Consider the following 16,681-nt stretch of genomic DNA (forward strand, 5'->3'; position numbering starts at 1 on the left):
AGCGATGTCGAAGATGGACAGTCAATCCCGTCGCAGCTTCCTGGCCGCCGGCGCCGGCGTCGCAGCCTCGATGCTGGCAAGGCCGGCGGCCGCAGGCGGAAATCCCGCCAACCAGCCGCCCAATGTGCCGGAATGGACCAAGTCGCTCGGCGAGGGCGTCGCGGTGCGCCCGTATGGTAAGCCGTCGAAATTCGAGAAGGACGTCGTCCGGCGCGACGTCGAATGGCTGACCGCCTCGCGCGAATCCTCGGTGAGTTTCACGCCGCTGCATGAGCTCGAAGGCATCATCACCCCGAACGGCCTCTGTTTCGAGCGGCATCACGGCGGCATCGCCGAGATCGATCCGGCCGATCATCGCCTGATGATCCACGGGCTGGTCGAGCGTCCGCTCATTCTCACCCTGGAGGAGTTGAAGCGCTATCCGCGCGTCAACCGCATCCACTTCATGGAATGCGCGGCGAATTCGGGCATGGAATGGCGCGGCGCCCAGCTTAATGGCTGCCAGTTCACCCACGGCATGATCCACTGCGTGCAGTACACCGGCGTCTCGCTGCGCACCCTGCTGGAGGAAGCCGGCGTCAAGGCGAGCGGCAAGTGGCTGCTGGTCGAAGGCGCCGACGCGGCGGCGATGGACCGCAGCCTGCCGATCGAGAAAGCGCTCGACGACTGCATCATCGCCTACAAGATGAACGGCGAGGCGCTCTATCCCGAACAGGGCTATCCGATGCGGCTCGTGGTGCCAGGCTGGCAGGGCAATCTCTGGGTCAAGTGGCTGCGCCGCATCAAGGTCGGCGACCAGCCCTGGCACACTCGCGAGGAGACGTCGAAATACACGGACCTCATGCCGAACGGCAAGGCGCGCCGCTTCACCTGGTCGATGGACGCCAAGTCCGTGATCACGAGCCCGAGCCCGCAAGCACCGATCAAGCACGGCAAAGGCTTTACCATCGTCTCGGGTCTGGCCTGGAGCGGCAACGGCAAGGTCAAGCGCGTGGACGTGTCACTCGACGGCGGCCGAAATTGGTGGCCGGCGCGGCTCGACGGGCCGGTTCTCGACAAGGCGCTGACGCGTTTTTACTACGAGTTCGACTGGAACGGTGAGCCGCTGCTGCTGCAATCGCGCGTGCAGGACGAAACCGGCTACGTGCAGCCGAGCAAGGCGGAGCTGCGCAAGATCCGCGGCGTCAACTCCATCTATCACAACAATGGCATCCAGACCTGGCATGTGCAGGCCAATGGTGAGGTCGAGAATGTCGAAGTCGCTTAAGTTCACTGCAGCCGCGCTGCTCGCATGCGCGCTGAGCGTGCCGGCGCTCGCGCAGCAGAAGGCGGACGCCAAGAACGGTCCACGCTATCACATCGGCCGCGCGCCGACCGCGGACGAGATCAGCGGCTGGGATATCGACGTGCGCCCGGACGGCCAGGGCCTGCCGGACGGCAAGGGCACGGCCATGCAGGGCGAAAAGCTGTTCATGGACAATTGTTCGTCCTGCCACGGCGAGTTCGGCGAGGGCAACGGCCGCTGGCCGGTGCTGGCCGGCGGCAAGGGCTCACTGACGTCTGACAACCCGGTCAAGACGGTCGGCTCGTACTGGCCCTACGCGTCCACCGTGTTCGACTACGTCCGTCACGCTATGCCTTATGGCAATACGGGATCCCTGTCCGTCGATGAATATTATGCGCTGGTCGCTTACGTCCTCTATCTGAACGACGTCGTCACCGATCAGAACTTCGAGCTGAACAAGAAGTCCCTTGCGACGATCAAGATGCCGAACGAGCAGGGGTTCGTGATGGACGACCGCGCCACCAGCGAGAAGTCGTTCTGGCAGAAAGACCCCTGCATGAAGAATTGCATCGCCCCGGTGAAGATTACGGGGCGCGCTGCCGCCATCGACGTGACGCCCGAGGACGGCAAGGAGAAGAAGTCGCGGGGTGTGGAGTGAGACACGGCCGGGCGAGCCGCCGCGCGGTGCTGCACGCGGCTCTCGCTGTTGGCTCGCTCATCGTAATCCATCCGGCCGTGGCCCAGGCGGCCGAACCTCACAGGCTCGCGCTGCAGATCAGCGACGACGACCCGGTCAAGATGCGCGCCGTGCTCGATGTTGCGGCCAACGTCTCGCGGCATTATTCGGGGCAGGGCGAGGATGTCGAAATCGCAGTGGTCGCCTTCAACGGCGGCCTCGACATGCTGCTTCAGGACCGCTCGCCGGTGAAGGAGCGCCTGGTGAATTTCCTGAAATCGATGCCGAATGTGAGCTTCATCGCCTGCGGCAACACGCTGGAGACGCTGGCGGCGAAGGAGGACAAGCGGCCGCCGCTGATTGAGGGCGTCAGCGTCACGCAGGTCGGGGTTGCCGCGCTGATGGATTTGGCGGAGAAGAACTGGACGATTGTCCGGCCCTGAGGAGAAAGCCGCTGATGCGATTGTTGATAGGACTGGCCGTCTTGCTCGCGTTCGCAGGGTCCGCATATGCGACCGAACAGGAGCTCGAACTGTCGGTCGACGGCCGCACCACGCTCGCGACACTGCGCACGCCAGCCGCGATGACACCCGACACGCCGCTCGTCGTAATGACCCACGGCACGCTCGCGCACAAGGACATGGAGGTCATTCAGGGCGTTGCCAAGGCGCTTGAGCAGCGCGGCATCGCTTCGCTCGCCCATACGCTGTCGCTGGGGCTCGATCGCCGCAAAGGCATGTACGACTGTACCGCACGGCATGATTATGTCGTTGAGGATGCAGTCGCGGAGATCGGCGCCTGGGTCGCGCGGGCGAGGGGCGTGTCCCGGCTCGTCTTCGCGTTCGGCCATTCGCGCGGCGGCAACCAGGTGGCGCGGTATCTTGCAGCGAACGAGACTTCGCCGGTGGCGGGTGGGGTGGTGCTGGCGCCGGTGACCGCAAAAGCCGAGGCCGATCTGCGCGCCTCCTACGCCAAGACCTATGGCAAGCCGCTCGAGCCGGTTCTGGAGCTGGCGATGAAAGCGGTTGCGGCGGGCCGGGGCGGGGAGTGGATGGACGTGCCGGGCTTCGTCTATTGTCGCAATGCCGTGGTTTCCGCGCGGGCCTTTGCGTCATTCTACGGTCCCGATGCCGGCCAGGACACGGCCGCGCTGGTGGCGCGCGTGAAGCTGCCGGTGCTGGTGCTCGCTGCGACCAAGGACACCGTCGTGCCCGACGTGGCGGCCGCCTTCACGTCGCTTGCCGGTTCGAGCGGGGGCAGGGTGCATCTCGACAAGATCGAGGACGCCGATCATTTCTTCCGCGACCTGTTCGCGGAAGACGTTGCCGATCGAATCGCCGAGTTCATCAAGCAGGCACGATAGGAGGGACCATGCAGCGTCGATCCATGCTTGGCGCGAGCGTTGCCGGGCTGTTTGGTGCGTTCGCGGTGCGCCAGGCGTCCGCGGCGACGGAAACGGCCGCGCGACAGCGCGTCGTCTATCATCTGGCCGATGCCGATCGTGTCGTCTTCGTTCTGGGCAATCTGCAAAACCATGTCGACGGCGTCGGTGGACCCGGCAAGGCCGACATCAGGCTGGTCGTGCACGGACCGGCGCTGCGTGCCTTCCACGCGCTCGCGGCGCAGGACCACACCGTTGCGATGATGACGAAGCTCGTCGATGCCGGCGTCGGCTTCGATGCCTGCGCCAATACGATGAAGGCGCAGGGCGTCAAGCTGGACGATCTCACGCCCGGTTTCGTGGTGGCCGAGAAGGGCGGCGTGGTGCGGCTCGTCGAGCTGCAACAGCAGGGATTTGCCTATTTGCGCCCCTGAGGCCGCTGTGTTCCGGCATCCTGCGACGTCGAGCTTTGATCTGGCTCATGGGTCGCGACGACGCGATCGCTAGAATTGCATGCTCGCAGCAACAGCCGAGGCGGACGTGCTGACGTCGATCATCGATCTCTTGGGTGAAGATCCGCTGTCATGGTTCGGCGGCCTCATGGTCGGAGGTCTGTTCGGGTTCTTCGCGCAGCGCAGCCGCTTCTGTCTGCGTGCCGCGGCGGTCGAATTCTCCCGCGGCGAGGGCGGGCCCCGTCTTGCCGTATGGCTCCTGACCTTTGCCGCGGCGCTGGTGGGTACGCAAGGCCTGGTCGCGCTCGGCTGGCTCGACATATCCGAGGCGCGCCAGCTCGCGCAGCAGGGCAGCATCTCCGGCGCTCTCCTGGGCGGTGTGATGTTCGGTTGCGGGATGATTTTGGCGCGAGGCTGCGCCAGCCGGCTGCTGGTGCTCTCGGCCAATGGCAATCTCCGGGCATTGTTGTCGGGGCTGGTGTTTGCGGTGACTGCGCAAGCCTCCTATCGCGGCCTGCTGTCGCCCGCGCGTGAATGGGTGACCAACCTGTGGCTGGTCGATGGCGGTCCGTCGCGCGACATCATGGCCATGTTCGGTGCCGGCACGCCCGAGAAGCTTGCATTCGGAGGTTTGTGGCTGATTGCGGGGCTGGCCTTCGCCTTTCGCAGCCGGTTGCCGCGCCGGCTGATCCTTGCCGCGCTTGCGACCGGAACGGCCGTCGTCGCCGGCTGGCTCTTCACCTACCAGCTGTCGCAGGCTTCCTTCGCGCCGGTGACCTTGAAGAGCCTCACCTTCAGCGGGCCGTCGGCCGAGTTGCTGATGCTGGTGCTCAACAGCGCGCAGCTTCGGCTCGGCTTCGACCTCGGCATCGTCCCCGGCGTATTCCTCGGCTCGTTTCTGGCCGCGGCGCGCGCGCATGAACTTAAGCTTGAGGGATTCTCGGACGGGCTCGGCATGCGGCGCTACCTGTTAGGGGCGGTGCTGATGGGGTTTGGCGCGATGCTCGCCGGCGGCTGCGCGGTCGGCGCCGGCGTGACTGGTGCCTCCGTATTCGCACTCACCGCCTGGCTCGTGCTCGGCGGCATGTGGCTGGGGGCGGGACTCACGGATCTGCTTGTCGACCGCGCCGGCGTGCCGCAGCAGACGACGGGCTTGCCGGCCGCGAGCGGCTGAAATCAACATTGTCGCATTGCTAAACACAACATCGAGCGTTTTGGCGAATGCGCGTGCTTGCTTCTGAGGTACGTAGATCAGAATTTTAGTTGCGTACCTCAAAAATCGGGAGCAGGATCGCGGCAAAGAATAGGATCGGTCGGGAGGAGATGTGATGAGACTGCTCAGGAAGCTGGGACTCGCCGCTGCCGCATGCCTGCTTTTGGCCGACGCCGCAGCAGCCGATACGATCGTAAAGTGGCTGCACATCGAGGCAAATCCGGCCCAGGTGAAAATCTGGGAGGAGGTCGCGCGCGCCTATGAGGCCTCCCATCCTGGCGTCAAGGTCGAGATGCAGTTTCTCGAGAACGAAGCCTACAAGGCCAAGCTGCCGACCATCCTGCAATCCAAGGATCGCCCGAACATCATCTACAGCTGGGCCGGCGGCGTCCTGAAGACCCAGATCGAGGCAGGTGTTCTCGACGACATCACCGAACAGGTGAAGGGTTACAGCGATAGTCTCACGCCGGCCGCGCTCGCCGCGTTCACCGCCAACGACCGCGTTTATGGTCTGCCGACCGCGCTATCGCAGGTCGGCTTCCTCTGCAACAAGGAGCTGATGGCCAAGGCGAAAGTCGATCCTGCCGGGATCAAGAGCTGGGACGATCTGCTTGCGGCGGTGAAGACGTTGAAGGCCGCCGGTGTGACGCCGATCGTGGTCGGCGGCGCCGACAAATGGCCGTTGCACTTCTACTGGACCCATCTTGCGGTGCGCATCGGCGGCAAGCCGGCATTCGACGCGGCATTGCGCGGCGAGGACAGCGGCTTCGCCGGCGAGACCTTCCAGAAATCCGGCGAGCTGTTCAAGCAACTCGTCGATCTCCAGCCGTTCCAGAATGGCTTCCTTGGTTTCAAGAATCCTCAGGCCGTCGGCTATTTCGGCGACGGCAAGGCGGCGATGACGCTCGCGATCAGCACTGTCTATCATTTGCAGCGCGCTCTCGCCGCCGACAAGGTCGGATTGAGCGAAGACAAGATCTGCTGGTTCGACTTCCCGGTGGTGGCCGGCGGCAAGGGCGCGCCGACCGACACGCTCGGCGGCATTACCGGCTGGCTGGTCACGAAAGGTTCGCCGAAGGAGGCGGTCGATTTCCTGAAATACTTCGTCTCGAAGGATGTGCAGACGCGGCTTGCGGCGGGTAACTTCATCATCCCGGTGGTGCAGGGCGCGGACGCTGGTCTCAACAATGCCTTCATGAAGCTGATCGCGGCCAATCTGGCGAAGTCGAACTACCACCAGAACTTCTATGACCAGAGCCTTGGTCCGTCGGTCGGCCGCGTCGTCAACGACGTCACCGCGGAGATCGCCGGTGGCAGCATGAGCCCGCAGAATGCGGCGAAGGCGATCGAGGCGGCGTGGAAGCAGGGCAACTGACGGTGGCGCGGCGTATCGCGAATTCGCCCGCGATTGGCGTTGCGGGGACACCGTTCTCTTCGCTCGCGGTCCGCGGCCCGGCCTGGGACGGCCGCTTCACGGTTCTGATCTTGTTCCTGCCGCCGGCGCTGCTGTTATTCACGCTGTTCGTGGTGCTGCCGATCGGCGAGGCCGCCTGGTATTCGGCCTTCAATTGGAACGGGTTCGGCAGGCCGACCAACTGGATCGGCTTCGACAATTACCGCTTCGTGCTGGAGACGCGCGCCTTCTGGCTCGCGCTGCGCAACAATGGGCTGATTATTGCGGTCTCGCTCGCGATCCAGCTTCCGCTCGCGCTGACGCTCGCCTTGATGCTCGCCGAACGCTTTCGCGGGTCGGTGGCGCTGCGCATGCTGTTCTTCATGCCCTATATCCTGGCCGAGATCGCGACCGGGCTGATCTTCAGCTTCGTCTATGACGGCGATTACGGCCTCGTCGCCTCGATCTGGCGCAGCTTCGGCGCCGAGCCGCCGCATTTGCTGGCCTCGACCGACACGTCGATGCTGGCCGTGCTGATCGTGATCGTGTGGAAGTATTTTGGCTTCCACATGATGCTGTTCATCGCGGCGCTCCAGAGTCTCGACAAGAGCCTGATCGAGGCGGCACGCATTGACGGTGCGACGCGCTGGCAAGCCCTGCGCCATGTCGTCATTCCCTTGCTCTATCCGACGATCCGCCTCTCGGTGTTTTTCGCCATTGTCGGCTCGCTGCAGCTGTTCGACCTCGTCATGCCGCTGACACGCGGGGGGCCTGCGGACTCCTCGAACACGATGGTGAGCTTCCTCTACAACAACGGCATCTCGCGCATGCGGGTCGGCTATGGCAGCGCCATCGGCGTCATCCTGTTCGCGATCTGCGTGACCTTTGCCTTTACCTACAAGCGTTGGTTCATGCGCGATGAATAGTGCGAAGATTTCCCGCAGCCCGGTCGATCCTGCCGTGCTGTTCAAGGCCGTGTTCCTCGCCATCGTGGCCATCTTCGTGCTGGTGCCGCTGCTCGCGACGTTGCTCGGCGGCTTCAAATCGCTCGGCGAATTGCGCGTCAACCCGTTCGGTTTGCCGCGTCAATGGGAATGGCAGAATTACTCCGACATCCTGTTCTCCGCGCGCTACTGGCAGCTCCTGCGCAACTCGCTGATCATATCGTCGCTCGCGGTGGTGTTGACCCTGATCACCGCATCGATGGCGGCGTTCACCTTTGCCCATGTCAAGTTCTACGGCAGCTCGATGCTGCTGAGCTATCTCACGCTCGGCCTGCTGTTTCCGGCGGCGACCGCGGTGCTTCCGCTGTTCATCAAGGTGCGCGATCTCGGGCTGCTCGATACCTATTTCGGCGTTGCGTTGCCGCAGGTGGCCTTCAGCCTCGCGATGAGCGTGCTGCTGCTACGGCGGTTCTTCAAGGACATTCCCTACGAACTGCTCGAGGCTGCGCTGGTCGACGGCTGCAGCTACATCAAGTTCTTCCGCTATGTGACGTTGCCGCTGTCGCGGCCGATCCTGGCGACCGTCGGGACCATCACCTTCGTCAACAGCTGGAACGCCTATCTGTTGCCGCTGGTGATGCTCAACACGGATGCGCTCTATCCCTGGCCGCTCGGCATCATGGTCTATCAGGGCGAGTATTCGTCCGAATGGCACCTGATCCTGGCCTTCATCACGTTGACCATCCTGCCGACGATCATTCTCTTCCTTCTGGCGCAGAAGCACATCGTTGCCGGCCTCACTGCGGGTGCGGTCAAGGGATGAATGAACCCTTACGGAGATCACAATGAGAAAAGTCGGAATTGGAATCATCGGCTGCGGTGTCATCAGCACTGCCTACCTCAAGGCGGCGCAACGCTTCCCGGTCATGGAGGTCAGGGCGCTCGCCGATATGCGCAGTGAAGTCGCGGAGCGGCAGGGTGCCGTTTTCGGGCTGCCGGCGATGCGGGTCGATCAATTACTCAAACGCGATGACGTCGAGGTCGTCATCAATCTCACGGTGCCGCTGGCACACACTGATGTCAGTCTCGCGGTGCTGAATGCCGGAAAGCATGTCCATTCCGAGAAGCCGCTCGGCATCAACGCCGCCGAAGCCCGCAAGGTGATCGATCTCGCCGCACAGAAGAACCTGCGCGTCGGCTGCGCGCCCGACACGTTCCTTGGCGGCGGGCATCAGACCGCCCGCAAGCTGATCGACGACGGTGCGATCGGCACGCCGGTGGCGGGCAGTGCCTTCTTCGGCTGCCCCGGCCATGAGCGCTGGCACCCGGCGCCGGGCTTCTATTACTTGCGCGGCGGCGGGCCGATGCTCGACATGGGGCCGTACTACATCACCGATCTCGTGCAATTGCTCGGCCCGGTCGCGAGCGTGATGGGCTCAACCGCGCGGCCGAAATCGGAGCGCCTGGTCACCAGCCAGCCGATGAACGGCACGCTGATCCCGGTCGAGGTTTCGACCCATGTCGCGGGCACGCTTGAATTCGAGAGCGGAGCGGTCATCTCGATCGCGATGAGCTTTGATGTACCGAAGCACCGGCACGCGCCGATCGAGATCTATGGCGACAAGGGCAGCCTGCAGGTGCCGGACCCGAACCGCTTCGGCGGCGAGGTGCACCTCGCCAGGACCGGTGGCGAATGGGAAGCAATGCCATTGACGCACGGCCATGTCGAAGGCGAGTTCCGCTCCATCGGGGTCGCCGACATGGCGTCCGCGATCCTGAACAACCGACCGCACCGCGCCAGCGGCGCGCTTGCGTTCCACGTGCTGGAGGTGATGGAGGCGTTCCAGACCTCCGCCGATGAGGGGCGCCGCGTCGAGATCGAGAGCAGCGTCGAGCGGCCGGCGATGCTGCCGGCGGGACGTGAAACGGGACAGATCGACTGAGGGAATGACCATGCGCAAGGCAATGATTGTATGGGGCGGCTGGCCGGGACACGATCCGGATCTCTGCGCCTCTTTGATTCGCGGCTGGCTGAGGGCGGAAGGTTTCGAGGTGCGGATCGAGACGACGACGGCGGCATTCGCCGATCCCGAGATCCACGACATGTCGCTGATCATCCCGATCTACACGATGTCGAAGATCGAGAAGGCGGAAGCGCTCAATCTCTGCGCGGCGGTGCGGAGCGGCGTCGGGCTCGCCGGCCATCATGGCGGCATGTGCGATGCGTTCCGCGATTCGGTCGACTACCAGTTCATGTGCGGCGGGCAGTGGGTTGCCCATCCCGGCAACATCATCGACTACAAGGTCGACTTGACGAAGCCGGATGACCCCATCATGAAGGGCCTGAACAGTTTCGAACATCGTTCCGAGCAGTATTACATGCATGTCGACCCCGCCAACGAGGTGCTGGCGACGACGACCTTCACCGGCGAGCACGCGCCGTGGATCGAGGGTGTGGTGATGCCCGTGGTCTGGAAGAAGCGCTACGGCGCGGGCAGGGTGTTCTATTCCTCGCTCGGCCACCGTGCCTACGAGCTCGACGTGCCGGAGATCCGGACACTGATGACCCGCGGCATGCTGTGGGCGGCGCGCGAATGACGGGTGGGGCGACGCAGCCGGCGATTCGCGCCACGCTCGAGGACGTCGCGCGTGCGGCCGGCGTTTCGCTTGCGACCGTCGATCGAGTCGTCAACCGGCGCGAGGGCGTGCGCGCCAAGACCGTCGCGCGTGTCGAGGCCGCGGTGGCAAAACTCGGCTATCGCGCCGACCTCGCGGCGGCGCGGCTCGCCCGTGGGCAAACATTCCGCTTCGCCTTCGTGCTGCCGACCGGCAGCAACAGCTTCATGACCAATTTGAGCGAGCAGGTCCTGCGCACCGCGGACTGGCTCGCCGGTCAGCGCGGCTTCATCGACATTCTCCATGTCGATGTGTTCGATGCGGATGTGCTTGCCGGCGCGCTGGAGACCCTGTCGCCGGCCTACCAGGGCGTTGCCGTCATCGCGCTCGATCATCCCAGGGTTCGGGCCGCGATCGACGAGCTCGTCGGACGCGGGGTCGCCGTGGTGACCCTCGTGTCGGACGCGCCAAGTTCGCGCCGCCTGCACTATGTCGGCATCGACAATCCCGCCGCAGGCCGCACTGCCGCGACGCTGATGGGGCGCTTCCTCGCCGGGCGCGAGGGGACGGTCGCGGTGATCGCGGGGTCGCTGTCGCTGCGCGATCACACCGAACGGCAGTTCGGTTTCCACCAGATCCTGTCCAGCGAGTATCCAAACCTGCCCGCGCTGCCGGTCATCGAGGGCCGCGACGATAGCGATCGCACACGGGAGCTCACGGCCGCGCTGCTCGCGCGCCATGCAGATCTTCGCGGCATATACTGCTGCGGTGCCGGAAACCGCGGCATCGCCGATGCGCTCGAGGCTTCGGGCCGCGCTCGCGAAGTGGTCTGGATTACCCATGAGCTGACCCAATACACACGGCGTTTCCTGGTTCGCGGCACCCTCGATGCCGTGATCAATCAGGATCCCGGGCACGAGGCGCGCTCCGCGGCACGCATTCTGCTCGCGCACTGTTCGGGCGAGCCAATCAGCGCCGACCAGGAGCGCATCCGCATCGACATTTTTCTGCGGGACAATCTGCCGTAACGCGAGCTCATACCGCGAGCGCCGCAGCGTTGAGCCAGGCGCGGGCCGGTCAGCGAGCGAGCTTTGGGCGAGCAGAGCGCGGATAGCGGATCACGCGGACGGGGCTGACGACTACCCAAAAGCTGTAAGTCACATCGGCTCGATGCCGATCTTCTTGATGATCCCGGCCCATTTCTTGGTTTCCGCGGTCATGAAATCCTTAAGACCTCGGGGGTCCATCACCAGGGGCTCGGCGCCCTGCTCCACCAGGAGGGTGCGCACCTTCGGATCGTTCATGGCTTCGATCATGGCGGCATAGAGCTTGTCGATAACGGCAGTGCCGGTGCCCGCGGGCGCGAGCAGGGCAAGCCACGCCGCGCTCTCGTAATCCTTCAGGCCAGCCTCGGCCGCGGTCGGCACGTCCGGCAGCGCCGTCATGCGTTTGTCGCTGGCAACCGCGAGCGGGCGCGCGTCGCCGCTCCTGATCAGACCGATGACGTTCGGCAAGAGCTGGAAGCCCAGTGGGACTTGGCCCGCGATGAAGTCCGGCGTGTAAGCGGCGATGTTGCGGTAAGGAACGTGGGTTATCTCGGTGCCCGTGAGCTGCTCGAAATAGGCGGCCGCGAGGTGCTGCGACGAGCCGACTCCGACCGTCCCGTAGTTCAGCTCCCGGGGGCGCGCCTTGGTGTACTCGATCAGTTCGCGCAGCGATTTCGGCGGCAGCCTCGAATTGATCACAATGACATTCGGCAGCGTGGCAAACAGTCCGATCGGGGCAAGATCCTTCAGCGGATCGTAGGGCAGCTCCTTGTACAATGATCGGTTCGCGGCCAGTGGGCCCGAGGTGCTCATCAGCAGCGTGTAGCCGTCCGGGGCGGCATGTGCAGCGGCCGCGGTACCGATATTGCCGCCGGCTCCAGGGCGATTGTCGACCACGAAGGCCTGTCCCAATGACGCCGACATGCGGTTAAGGAGGATGCGCGTGATGACGTCGCTGGCGCTGCCGCCTGCGAAGGGCACGAGCACCTGGATCGGACGCGCGGGGTAGTCTTGCGCTTGCGCAGGACGCAGCCCGGTGGCGGAGAGAGCTGCGCCCAGGCCGAGCGAGAGCAAAGACCTGCGGTCAGGGTGAAATCCTTCAACGCGCGGCGCTGTGCCGTCCGTGATCTTGCTGTGACCGAACCTTGCCATCTCGGACTGAATCTCCCGACCGTGTCTTGTTCTGCAAGCCTTGGGAGCGTCCGTGACAAGAATGTCCGGGAGGAGCGCCAGGCCGCGATTTTCTGCGCCTGGACCGTAGTTAGCGGCTTGACGTGACCGTCATGCCGGCTCGTCTCGAAACTTACCAACCCGTCTCATTTTGCAACGGGCGCGACATCTTGTCCGAATGAGCGTTCGGAATTCAGGAAATCATCTTCCCAGCCTTGTGACGCCGCTTGCGGGATGACGAGGCTGCGCCGCCGAAGCCAGGTTCAGCCAACTCCTTTGCCACCGCCGCGGCCTGCGCCAGATCGTGGCTGATGACGTCCAGCACGGCCTTGGCCGCAACCGAGACCGCTCGCCGCGGGTGATGCATCCAGGCGATCGAGCGAACGATCCGTTGCGCGTCGAAACGATGGGCTCGAATGGTTCCGCTTGCCAGTGACTGCCGGAGCGCGATGGTCGGCAGCACGGTCGCGAAGTCGGTGGTCGCGATCACGTCGCAGAGGGCGGGCAGCGTGTCGAGCTCCAGGCGCGGCCGCAGGTCGATGCCGAGGGCTGCGGCGTGCTCATCGAGGATCAGCCGCAGTCCGTGGCGCTTGGATGGTAGCACCAGATCGAAATTCGCGATGTGGTCGAAGCGCAGTTTTGCGGGCGGCTTGATCGGGCCGTCCTTGCGGCAGGCGAACACCATTTCCTCGTCCATGATGTGATGCGCGGCGAGCGGCATCCTTCGGCGCGGCACGTTGATCAGCGCGAAATCGAGCTGGCCGCTGTTGACCCAGTCGACCAGCGTTTCGGTGTAGCCTTCGCACGCGGAGAGGATGATCTCGGGATAGCGGCGCGCGACGGTCGCCGACGAGCTTGCCATGGTGCTCTGCGCGACCGAGGTGATGAGGCCGACCGAGACGCGGCCCGAAATCCGCCCGCCGATCTGGGCCATCTCCTGGCGCGCATACTCGGCATCGCGCACGATAGGCGCCGTCAGCCGCACCAGCGCCTCGCCGGCGCTGGTCAGCGTCATGCCCTGGACGCTGCGGTCGAACAGCTTTTGGCCGAGCTCGGCCTCGAGCTTGGCGATTTGCATGCTGAGCGCCGGCTGCACGATGTTGAGCCGGCGCGCGGCCCGCGTGACGTTCTTTTCATCGGCCAGGCACAGGAAATATTGCATCTGCCTGAGTTCCACGAGGCCAGTCCTTCGTTCGCCAACTCGCTCGCGATCCATCATCTCTGATGATGAATGATATAATCAATCATTATTTGTTGTGATGGCAGAGATTGCCTAGTTTTGCGGCCGGCCACGTGACTTCGAGGGTACGTGCCTACGGGAGCGAAATCAGACATATGCAGCACGCAGCGCCCAAGCGGATGATCATCGGCATTTCCGGCGCCTCGGGCGTCACCTATGGCGTGCGCCTGCTGCAACTCCTGCGCAATGCTGGCGTCGAGACTCACCTGGTGATGTCGAAGACGGCCGAGCAGACCTTTGCCTACGAGACCGACCTGAAGATCGCGGAGGTGAGGGAGCTCGCCAATGTCAGCCATGCGATCGACGACATGGCTTCGGCAATCTCGAGCGGCTCGTTCCGTACCGCCGGCATGATCGTGGCGCCGTGCTCGATGCGCTCGATGTCCGAGATCGCCTCGGGCGTCACCACGACGCTTTTGACCCGCGCCGCCGATGTTGTGCTCAAGGAGCGCCGGCGCCTGGTGCTGATGGTGCGCGAGACCCCGCTGCACTCCGGGCATCTCAGGACGATGACGGCCCTATCAGAGATGGGCGCGATCATCGCGCCACCTGTGCCCGCCTTCTACGCAAAACCCGAGAATCTCGACGACATGGTCGAGCACACCGTCGGCCGGGTGCTCGACCTCTTCGATATCGATATCGGCGTGGTGCGCCGCTGGGGCGAGGACGAAGCGCTCAAGCGCCGCTCGCGGTCGCTACGCAAGATCGCGCCCTGACCCGAACGCCCGAGGAGAGATAGCTCATATGCGAATGCAAAATTCGGCGAGGCAAAATTCGGCGAAGAGCACGAACGCACCGGCCGATCTGCGTGCCTGGCTCGCTTACCTCGCCGAGCGCGGCAAGCTCGCGATTGCCCGCGAGGCCATTGCGCTGACCGATGAACTCGCCGCCATCGCCAAGCGGCTGGAGCGCGACAGCGCGGTGCTGTTCCCGCGCCCCGACGGGCACGAGATCCCCGTCATCGCCAACCTGTTTGCCGGCCGTGATTGGGTCGCCGATTCCATCGGCGTCACCGAGGACCAGTTGCTGCCACGATTCCTTGCTGCCGCAAGCAATCCGCTGCCGACCCGCGAGGTTCCCGACGGTCCAGTGCAAGAGGTCGTTCACGACGACGTCGATCTGCTCCGACAGCTTCCAGTGCCGAAGCACAATGAACGCGATAGCGGTCCCTATATTACGGCCGGCCTGCTGATCGCCCGCAATCCGAGGACCGGCGTTCAGAACGTTTCGATTCATCGTTGTCAGGTCAGCAGCAGGAATCGTATCGGCGTTCTGCTGCTGCCGCGGCATACCTTCTCTTACTATCGTCTCGCGGAGGAGCTGGGCCAGGCGCTGGAGATCGCCATCGTCATCGGCGCGCATCCGGCGCTGCTGCTGGCTTCGCAGGCGATTGCTGCGCTTGACGAGGACGAGATGGCGATTGCGGGCGCGCTGCTCGGCTCGCCCGTGGACGTCGTCAAATGTCGCACCAATTCGGTTCGCGTGCCCGCCCATGCGGAGATCGTGATTGAAGGACGGATTCTGCAAGGCGTACGCGAGCCGGAGGGTCCGTTCGGTGAATTCCCGCAATATTACGGCCCGCGCGCCAATCGCGAGGTGATCGAAGTCGATGCCATCACGCATCGCGCAAAGCCGATCTTCCACACCATCGTCGGCGGCGGTTTCGAGCACCTGATCCTCGGCGGCGTGCCGCGCGAAGCGACGCTGCTCCAGCATCTGCGCCGCAGCTTCCCGACCGTGCTCGATGTTCGCCTCACGCGCGGCGGCACCTGCCGCTACCATCTCGCGATCAAGATGGACAAGACCAATGACGGCGAGCCGAAGAACGTCATGATGTGCGCCTTCGGCGCGCATTACGACATCAAGCAAGTGGTTGTGGTCGACAAGGATGTCGATATCTCTTCCTCCGAGGAGATCGAATGGGCGGTGGCGACGCGCTTCCAGGCCGACCGCGATCTCATGGTCGTCGCCGGCGCGCTCGGCTCAAAACTTGATCCGACCACGGATGACGGTATCGGCGCCAAGATGGGCCTCGACGCGACCGCGCCGGTCAGGGCGTCCGAGCTCGCCTTCAAGCGCATCCGCGTCAAGGGCGAGGAGGACGTCGACTTGACGACAGCCCTGCAGGCCGATCCGGGCGCTGCGGTCGCGCGCCTTCTTGCGGAGGCGCGGATGTGAGCGGGTTGCCGCCCGGAAGCGGCTTGCGTCCGTTTGCGCCGTTGGAATATGTAGCTGGGGCGGCCTATAGTGCCGCACCAGCAAGGCAACCATTTTGCGGCGCAACGCCGGGAGGAAGAAACTGATGTCGACGGCCCTGCGCATCGCTCATGGCGCTTTCGGCAGGGTCGCTCTGCTCGACATGGACCGTTCGCTGGTCCGCCACGCTCATCATCACTGCCACGTCCTGCTCAAGGTCGAGGGCGCCGACACCCAGTTTCTGGTCGGCGACCAAGTCACGCCGCTGACGGACACGGCCGCCGTTCTGGTCGACGGCTGGAAGCCGCATGCCTATGTGCATGACGTCAATCGCCCGCGCACGCTCATCATGGCGCTCTATATCGAGCCGGAATGGCTGAAGGAGTTCCGGCCCGGATGGGCCGCGAGTGGCGCGCCGGGCTTTTTCGAGCGGCCCTCGGGCGAAGTCTCGCCGCGCATTCGGCAACTCACGCTGCATCTTGCGGCCGAAATGATGGCGAATCCCGATGCGGTGCGAACCCACGAGCAGACCCTTTCGGACCTCATGATCGCGGTGATCGAGCGCTTCACGCCCTGGCGCAGCTTTCCGACCTCGATCCGCGGCATGACCGCGGTGAGCTGCGACTGGCGGATCCGCCGCGCGATGGACGCGATGCGCGTGAACGATTCCTATGCCAACGTCGATCAGTTCGTGAAGGGCGCGGGCCTGTCGCGCGCGCAGTTCTTCCGCCTGTTCGAGACCTCGCTCGGCGTTTCGCCAAAGCTTTACCTCAACGTCGTCCGTATGGAGCGCGCGCTCGACGCGGTGATGCGCGAGGACACGCCGCTCGGCGAGCTCAGCGAGCGCTTTGGTTTTCCGGAGCCTGCGCATTTTACGCGCTTCTTCCGCGATCATGCCGGTGTCAGCCCGCGCGAGTTTCGCAACGTCTCGCGCCTCGCGGGCTGATATTGCGCTGCACGCTCTCGAATGAGACGATTTGGTAAGTCGTGAGAGCGGGCGGTATGGCCCTCGCGCCTCTTGTCCTGACAAACGTCGCCGTCGCGTCAGAGAACGCGTCGGGAGGTATGC

General features: G+C 64.3%; 17 protein-coding genes. 15 read left to right on the forward strand and 2 right to left on the reverse strand.

Annotated elements, in window-relative coordinates; genetic code table 11:
• Positions 1 to 4 precede the first annotated feature (4 nt).
• The 12 genes from soxC to GGD66_RS20475 all read left to right on the forward strand — a co-directional run bounded on the left by soxC (position 5) and on the right by GGD66_RS20475 (position 10,988).
• Positions 5 to 1,267, forward strand: coding sequence for a sulfite dehydrogenase (soxC, locus tag GGD66_RS20420; protein WP_092261873.1), 1,263 nt, complete (start codon positions 5 to 7; stop codon positions 1,265 to 1,267).
• Positions 1,251 to 1,943 (forward strand): c-type cytochrome, encoded by a 693-nt coding sequence (locus GGD66_RS20425; protein ID WP_210321615.1) that lies wholly within the window; start codon positions 1,251 to 1,253, stop codon positions 1,941 to 1,943. Before soxC ends, GGD66_RS20425 begins: the two co-directional genes overlap by 17 nt.
• Complete coding sequence (locus GGD66_RS20430) at positions 1,940 to 2,404, forward strand: hypothetical protein (protein ID WP_409362376.1); 465 nt, start codon at positions 1,940 to 1,942, stop codon at positions 2,402 to 2,404. Before GGD66_RS20425 ends, GGD66_RS20430 begins: the two co-directional genes overlap by 4 nt.
• 14 nt (positions 2,405 to 2,418) lie before the next feature.
• Entirely contained in the window at positions 2,419 to 3,324 is a 906-nt protein-coding gene (locus GGD66_RS20435; RefSeq protein ID WP_183258804.1) for an alpha/beta hydrolase, read from the forward strand.
• Positions 3,325 to 3,332: 8 nt separating this feature from the next.
• Positions 3,333 to 3,776 carry a DsrE family protein gene (locus tag GGD66_RS20440; RefSeq protein WP_183258805.1) on the forward strand — a complete coding sequence of 148 codons (444 nt, stop codon included), beginning with the start codon at positions 3,333 to 3,335 and terminating at the stop codon, positions 3,774 to 3,776.
• 106 nt (positions 3,777 to 3,882) lie between these two features.
• Positions 3,883 to 4,968, forward strand: coding sequence for a YeeE/YedE family protein (locus tag GGD66_RS20445; protein ID WP_183258923.1), 1,086 nt, complete (start codon positions 3,883 to 3,885; stop codon positions 4,966 to 4,968).
• Between the two features lie 154 nt (positions 4,969 to 5,122).
• Positions 5,123 to 6,382 (forward strand): extracellular solute-binding protein, encoded by a 1,260-nt coding sequence (locus tag GGD66_RS20450; RefSeq protein WP_183258806.1) that lies wholly within the window; start codon positions 5,123 to 5,125, stop codon positions 6,380 to 6,382.
• Between the two features lie 2 nt (positions 6,383 to 6,384).
• Positions 6,385 to 7,326, forward strand: a complete 942-nt coding sequence (locus tag GGD66_RS20455) for a carbohydrate ABC transporter permease (RefSeq protein ID WP_092261879.1) — start codon at positions 6,385 to 6,387, stop codon at positions 7,324 to 7,326.
• The gene (locus GGD66_RS20460) at positions 7,319 to 8,167 is read left to right on the forward strand and encodes a carbohydrate ABC transporter permease (protein ID WP_092261880.1); all 849 of its coding nucleotides are present in this window, start codon (positions 7,319 to 7,321) and stop codon (positions 8,165 to 8,167) included. The genes GGD66_RS20455 and GGD66_RS20460 overlap by 8 nt, the downstream gene beginning before the upstream one ends.
• A 22-nt stretch (positions 8,168 to 8,189) precedes the next feature.
• Positions 8,190 to 9,287, forward strand: a complete 1,098-nt coding sequence (locus tag GGD66_RS20465) for a Gfo/Idh/MocA family protein (RefSeq protein ID WP_183258807.1) — start codon at positions 8,190 to 8,192, stop codon at positions 9,285 to 9,287.
• 10 nt (positions 9,288 to 9,297) lie between these two features.
• Positions 9,298 to 9,942 (forward strand): ThuA domain-containing protein, encoded by a 645-nt coding sequence (locus GGD66_RS20470; protein ID WP_183258808.1) that lies wholly within the window; start codon positions 9,298 to 9,300, stop codon positions 9,940 to 9,942.
• Entirely contained in the window at positions 9,939 to 10,988 is a 1,050-nt protein-coding gene (locus GGD66_RS20475) for a LacI family DNA-binding transcriptional regulator (protein ID WP_026201594.1), read from the forward strand. The genes GGD66_RS20470 and GGD66_RS20475 overlap by 4 nt, the downstream gene beginning before the upstream one ends.
• Before the next feature lie 129 nt (positions 10,989 to 11,117).
• Here the strand turns inward: GGD66_RS20475 and GGD66_RS20480 are convergent, their stop codons facing one another.
• Positions 11,118 to 12,158, reverse strand: coding sequence for a tripartite tricarboxylate transporter substrate binding protein (locus GGD66_RS20480; RefSeq protein WP_183258809.1), 1,041 nt, complete (start codon positions 12,156 to 12,158; stop codon positions 11,118 to 11,120).
• Between the two features lie 211 nt (positions 12,159 to 12,369).
• Positions 12,370 to 13,338: a LysR family transcriptional regulator gene (locus GGD66_RS20485; protein ID WP_183258924.1), complete on the reverse strand. Its 969-nt coding sequence runs from the start codon at positions 13,336 to 13,338 to the stop codon at positions 12,370 to 12,372.
• Positions 13,339 to 13,511: 173 nt separating this feature from the next.
• On the opposite strand from GGD66_RS20485, the gene GGD66_RS20490 reads away from it, so the two are divergent.
• The 3 genes from GGD66_RS20490 (at position 13,512) to GGD66_RS20500 (ending at position 16,558) form a co-directional block, all read left to right on the forward strand.
• Positions 13,512 to 14,132, forward strand: coding sequence for a UbiX family flavin prenyltransferase (locus GGD66_RS20490; protein WP_183258810.1), 621 nt, complete (start codon positions 13,512 to 13,514; stop codon positions 14,130 to 14,132).
• Between the two features lie 28 nt (positions 14,133 to 14,160).
• Positions 14,161 to 15,594 (forward strand): UbiD family decarboxylase, encoded by a 1,434-nt coding sequence (locus tag GGD66_RS20495; protein ID WP_183258811.1) that lies wholly within the window; start codon positions 14,161 to 14,163, stop codon positions 15,592 to 15,594.
• Between the two features lie 124 nt (positions 15,595 to 15,718).
• Positions 15,719 to 16,558: a helix-turn-helix transcriptional regulator gene (locus GGD66_RS20500; RefSeq protein WP_183258812.1), complete on the forward strand. Its 840-nt coding sequence runs from the start codon at positions 15,719 to 15,721 to the stop codon at positions 16,556 to 16,558.
• Positions 16,559 to 16,681: the final 123 nt, after the last annotated feature.

It is taken from the genome of Bradyrhizobium sp. CIR48 (genome assembly GCF_014198315.1).
Taxonomy (GTDB): domain Bacteria; phylum Pseudomonadota; class Alphaproteobacteria; order Rhizobiales; family Xanthobacteraceae; genus Bradyrhizobium.

Excerpts from the sequence above, each read along its gene's own strand:
- soxC (WP_092261873.1), top strand. The coding sequence starts at position 5 with ATGTCGAAGATGGACAGTCAATCCCGTCGCAGCTTCCTGGCCGCCGGC.
- GGD66_RS20425 (WP_210321615.1), top strand. The coding sequence starts at position 1,251 with ATGTCGAAGTCGCTTAAGTTCACTGCAGCCGCGCTGCTCGCATGCGCG.
- GGD66_RS20435 (WP_183258804.1), top strand. The coding sequence starts at position 2,419 with ATGCGATTGTTGATAGGACTGGCCGTCTTGCTCGCGTTCGCAGGGTCC.
- GGD66_RS20440 (WP_183258805.1), top strand. The coding sequence starts at position 3,333 with ATGCAGCGTCGATCCATGCTTGGCGCGAGCGTTGCCGGGCTGTTTGGT.
- GGD66_RS20450 (WP_183258806.1), top strand. The coding sequence starts at position 5,123 with ATGAGACTGCTCAGGAAGCTGGGACTCGCCGCTGCCGCATGCCTGCTT.
- GGD66_RS20460 (WP_092261880.1), top strand. The coding sequence starts at position 7,319 with ATGAATAGTGCGAAGATTTCCCGCAGCCCGGTCGATCCTGCCGTGCTG.
- GGD66_RS20465 (WP_183258807.1), top strand. The coding sequence starts at position 8,190 with ATGAGAAAAGTCGGAATTGGAATCATCGGCTGCGGTGTCATCAGCACT.
- GGD66_RS20470 (WP_183258808.1), top strand. The coding sequence starts at position 9,298 with ATGCGCAAGGCAATGATTGTATGGGGCGGCTGGCCGGGACACGATCCG.
- GGD66_RS20475 (WP_026201594.1), top strand. The coding sequence starts at position 9,939 with ATGACGGGTGGGGCGACGCAGCCGGCGATTCGCGCCACGCTCGAGGAC.
- GGD66_RS20480 (WP_183258809.1), bottom strand. The coding sequence starts at position 12,158 with ATGGCAAGGTTCGGTCACAGCAAGATCACGGACGGCACAGCGCCGCGC.
- GGD66_RS20485 (WP_183258924.1), bottom strand. The coding sequence starts at position 13,338 with ATGCAATATTTCCTGTGCCTGGCCGATGAAAAGAACGTCACGCGGGCC.
- GGD66_RS20490 (WP_183258810.1), top strand. The coding sequence starts at position 13,512 with ATGCAGCACGCAGCGCCCAAGCGGATGATCATCGGCATTTCCGGCGCC.
- GGD66_RS20495 (WP_183258811.1), top strand. The coding sequence starts at position 14,161 with ATGCGAATGCAAAATTCGGCGAGGCAAAATTCGGCGAAGAGCACGAAC.
- GGD66_RS20500 (WP_183258812.1), top strand. The coding sequence starts at position 15,719 with ATGTCGACGGCCCTGCGCATCGCTCATGGCGCTTTCGGCAGGGTCGCT.